This window comes from Haliscomenobacter sp., from assembly GCF_033763495.1.
In the GTDB taxonomy this organism is placed as follows: domain Bacteria; phylum Bacteroidota; class Bacteroidia; order Chitinophagales; family Saprospiraceae; genus Haliscomenobacter.
Window position 1 is genome coordinate 1 of record NZ_JANRKL010000224.1, and the last position, 3,604, is coordinate 3,604.

A 3,604-nucleotide genomic window follows, 5' to 3' on the forward strand; every position below is an offset into this window, starting at 1 on the left:
ATTGAGGGTTTGTTCGGCCTCGGAGGGGATAACCAGGCCGTGAAAAAATTCACTCTGCTTTTGATTATAGGTTTCTACTTCCTTGATCACACGTGCAGTGATGATTTCTTCCACACTTACCCATTCAGAAGTGAACTCTAATTCAATTTCCTGGACAACTTTGCCCGTAAAGGAAGTATCGGCAACGGAGATCAGCATGTTTTTTTGTTTAAAGAAACAAGGAAAAAACTGATTTTGGAAACAAAAAGTTCCAAGAGTCTTTTTTAATTATTTACTCAATACCGGCACCTTGCTCACCTTTACCTCAAACTTCCGCGCCACTGGTACTTCCTTTTCTTCCAGATACTCCTCCTGCTTATATGTTTTTACCAAAGCTACGGCAATGATCCGTACCCGGGCATCGATGGCTTCGATGTAGTTGTCATTGGCCATTTCGAAGGTGATGGTACCTTGGGTGTATACATTGTGGCGGGCGTAAGCAGCGGGGCCGTCACCTTGATCGAGTACTTTACCGTCTTTGTTGAGGGCGCGGTACTTGATGTTGTTGCCGCCACGGGGTACGGTGAAGTAGCTCACGCCATCCAGGGCCAGGGAAGCCAGTGCACCGTAGGGGCCAGCGAGGTAACCCAGTTTGCCAGCGGCACTTACCGCAGATTTGCCCAGGGTGGCCAGGCGATTGGCTTCGCTGTATTGTTTTTCGGCCTGCTCTCCCGAGCCGATCCAATAGGCCCAGGCGATCACTTCGTAAGAGCGATCGGTTTCGTATTTGTTGCTGGGCAAGGTAACGGGCACTTTGCTGGAGGTAGACCCGGACCAACTGGCTTTGGCAGCGATGCGTTCGGTTTTGTCGGCCAAACTTACGATAGCCGTATCCGTACGTGCCAAAACCCGGCGGGTTTGTTTCACCATTTGTTTTTCAAAACGGGTTTCATTGTTTTGGTAAACGGTGTCGAATTTTTCCACCCATTTTACTGCGGTGACAAAGGTGCGGGTCTTTTCCGTTTGGGGTATACGTTTGATTTGCACTTTGATGGTGCGGTCTTTTTTGGTGTCGCTGCGAAAGCGGAAGCGGTACACAGCAGCTTTGGGCACTTCGATGGTTTTTTCCTTGACCGCAGCGGTGTTCACTTCTTTGAATTTGACATTGCTGGGAAACTCGGTGATCTCAACCTCCGCCAGCATGGCCCCTACGTTTTCACTGAAGCTGAAGACGATTTTATCACCTGCAGCAAAGCCATAGAACAGCTCTTGTTCTTCTTTATTGCTGAACTGCAAACTGAGGTCGCATACTTCGACGGGTTTGGGGCTCGCCGTCTTGTTTTGAGCGTGCAGGTGGAAAGAGCAGCAGAGGAGCAAAAGAAAAAATAGGTTTTTCATAAGAGTACTAGATTCAGAATGATCGTTTTTATGTTTGTGGAAACGAGTGACCGCAGGGTTTTAATACTACGCCCTCGGCACCTCTTTCTGCAAAAATACCTTCCCCGGGATACAAGGCCCAAACACCGATTGCCCATCCCACATGCCTTCGAGGTACCAGATGGTGTCTTTTTTCTTCAAGGTGAGGTTGCCCCATTTGAGGCACCAGGCCATGTCCTCCAGTTTGGTGTATTGAATGATGCGGTTTTCTTTAAACACAATGGTGTTCCCTTTCACCTCGCCAGTAAAGGCCATCTCGGCGTGGACCTTTTCCACACTGACGTAAGTAGTGCCAGTAATTTTGTTGCCCTTTTGTTGAATCCGCAATTCGCAGTAATACTTTTGACGAAATCCACCCTCCTGTTGAGTCAGTACCCCAACCCATTTGCCATTCAATTCGTTGTTTTGGGCCGATAAGGCCAGGCTCAAACTCAAAAAGGCCAATAACACTAAATTTTTCATGTCTTCGGTTTGGGATTCAATTTAAATTTATTCTTCCTCACTTGCTTGATGTGCATGATCTGGATGATGAAAAAAACTAAAAATGGTCTTTCCGTAGTGTCTTTCCTGAAAATAATTGGGATGATGTTTATAGGTATGGTGTGGGTTGTGCTCCATCACGAACCAACCTTCTGGCCGCAGCAGTTTGTATTTGAACACCAAATCCGGGATGGTATCCATGGTGTCCAGGGCATATGGTGGCCCGGCAAAGATGTAGTCGTAATCCTCTCCCGAGCTTTCCATAAAGCGGAACACGTCCGAACGAATGATGCGGATGTTTTCGGTGATTTTTAAGGTTTCGGCGGTCTTTTTTACAAAATTAATGGCCGCTTGAAACTTGTCTACGTAGGTTGCATCTGTACAACCCCGGGAAATGAACTCGTAGCAATGGCTGCCTGTGCCACCAAACAGGTCCAACATTTTGGTTTCCTCAAAGTCAATGTTGTTGTTGAGGATGTTGAACAGGCCTTCTTTGGCGTAGTCAGTAGTAGGGCGGGTAGGCCAGTTATCGGCAGGTGGATCAAAACGCCGCCCTTTAAATTTTCCTCCAATAATGCGCATGGTGATTGATTGTGAGCATTTTTAATATTTTTTGTTTTGCTGCAAATGACCCAATTTAGGCTGCATTTCGCCTCGAAAATACTCATTTAGCGCTGCTAAACTCCGCTTTTCGAGTCTTATTCAGCCTAAATTGGCTGCATTTTCGCTTAAAACAAAAAAAATTAAACATGCTCTATATTCCAGCTACCAAATCTACATATAGATGTTCAGGGATGGCGCTCAATTTGGTTCCGGTGCGAAATCCCGTGGGCAATTTGACAAAATGCAAGGACTTGATGTAACGTTTGATCTGGCGGTGCAACTCCGACATTTCGTTGTAATGCCCACAAATCCACAGCGGGGTGTATTCGGTACCCAAACGAAATTGGTCAAACACCAACAGTAAAAAATACAGGGCATCCCGAGGCGTTTGGTACGTAAACGAATTGCAAAAAATCAATTGCCCCTCGTGGAAATAAAAGATGAACACCCGATTGGGCATAAAATAGGCTGCAATGTTGTGTGGGGTTTCCAGACGACCGCGCAACAGCGGAGCCAATGCGCTTACACAATGTACGTATTCAGCTTCGGGCTGAATGCCCTTGAGCCAGTCATGGCACACTTGGGGGATCTCGTACACGGCATTGACGGGGTAACCCGGAATAACATCCGTGTGCACCATGGCGTTGCTATTAGGGGTAGTCAGGTGTTGGAGATAAGTGCTGCGCTCTTCGGCCCGATACCATTGTGATGGCACCAGGGTGAAAGTTGGTGCAACCACCATTGCTCGAACTGCCCGGTAATTGCGGGTCAATAGCTCGCGGGGAGCACTCAGGTTACTCAAAAATGTGGCCCAATCCAACTGCCCCAGTGCATTGCGATCCAATAGATAATGCTGATAGGCCTGGATTTTGAGTTGGTTGTCTACTACTGCGCAGCTGAAGCTGTCCGTCCCAAAAACGATAGATAACTTGCACAGTGCCGAAATGTGCGGCGAGTAGTTGTCCTCAACGATGTCGTACTTGATACTAGCCAAATGCCTGCAATTGTCTTGGAGTTGAGGAGTTGTTTATTGGGGGGTTTGGGGGGGGGGGGGGGGGGGGGGGGGGGGGGGGAGGGGGCGCGACGGGGGGCGAGGGGCGCGGGG

At 48.1% G+C, this 3,604-nt stretch carries 4 protein-coding genes and 1 pseudogene; all 5 read right to left on the reverse strand.

The genetic code is table 11. The features are described from left to right. Positions 1-198: pseudogene (locus SFV55_RS26385) on the reverse strand (hypothetical protein); the annotation flags it as partial. Between the two features lie 69 nt (positions 199-267). Continuing rightward, on the reverse strand, positions 268-1,377 hold the full coding sequence (locus SFV55_RS26390) for a hypothetical protein (RefSeq protein WP_320032583.1): 1,110 nt from the start codon (positions 1,375-1,377) through the stop codon (positions 268-270). A 66-nt stretch (positions 1,378-1,443) separates the two neighbouring features. Then, a complete protein-coding gene (locus tag SFV55_RS26395; protein WP_320032584.1) occupies positions 1,444-1,878 on the reverse strand; it encodes a hypothetical protein in 435 nt (144 codons plus the stop codon). Between the two features lie 27 nt (positions 1,879-1,905). Further along, the gene (locus tag SFV55_RS26400; protein WP_320032585.1) at positions 1,906-2,478 is read right to left on the reverse strand and encodes an RsmD family RNA methyltransferase; all 573 of its coding nucleotides are present in this window, start codon (positions 2,476-2,478) and stop codon (positions 1,906-1,908) included. Between the two features lie 172 nt (positions 2,479-2,650). Further along, complete coding sequence (locus SFV55_RS26405; protein WP_320032586.1) at positions 2,651-3,493, reverse strand: DUF3822 family protein; 843 nt, start codon at positions 3,491-3,493, stop codon at positions 2,651-2,653. Between the last annotated feature and the right edge of the window lie 111 nt (positions 3,494-3,604).

Coding starts and splice junctions, on each gene's coding strand:
- SFV55_RS26390 (WP_320032583.1), bottom strand. CDS start 1,377: ATGAAAAACCTATTTTTTCTTTTGCTCCTCTGCTGCTCTTTCCACCTG.
- SFV55_RS26395 (WP_320032584.1), bottom strand. CDS start 1,878: ATGAAAAATTTAGTGTTATTGGCCTTTTTGAGTTTGAGCCTGGCCTTA.
- SFV55_RS26400 (WP_320032585.1), bottom strand. CDS start 2,478: ATGCGCATTATTGGAGGAAAATTTAAAGGGCGGCGTTTTGATCCACCT.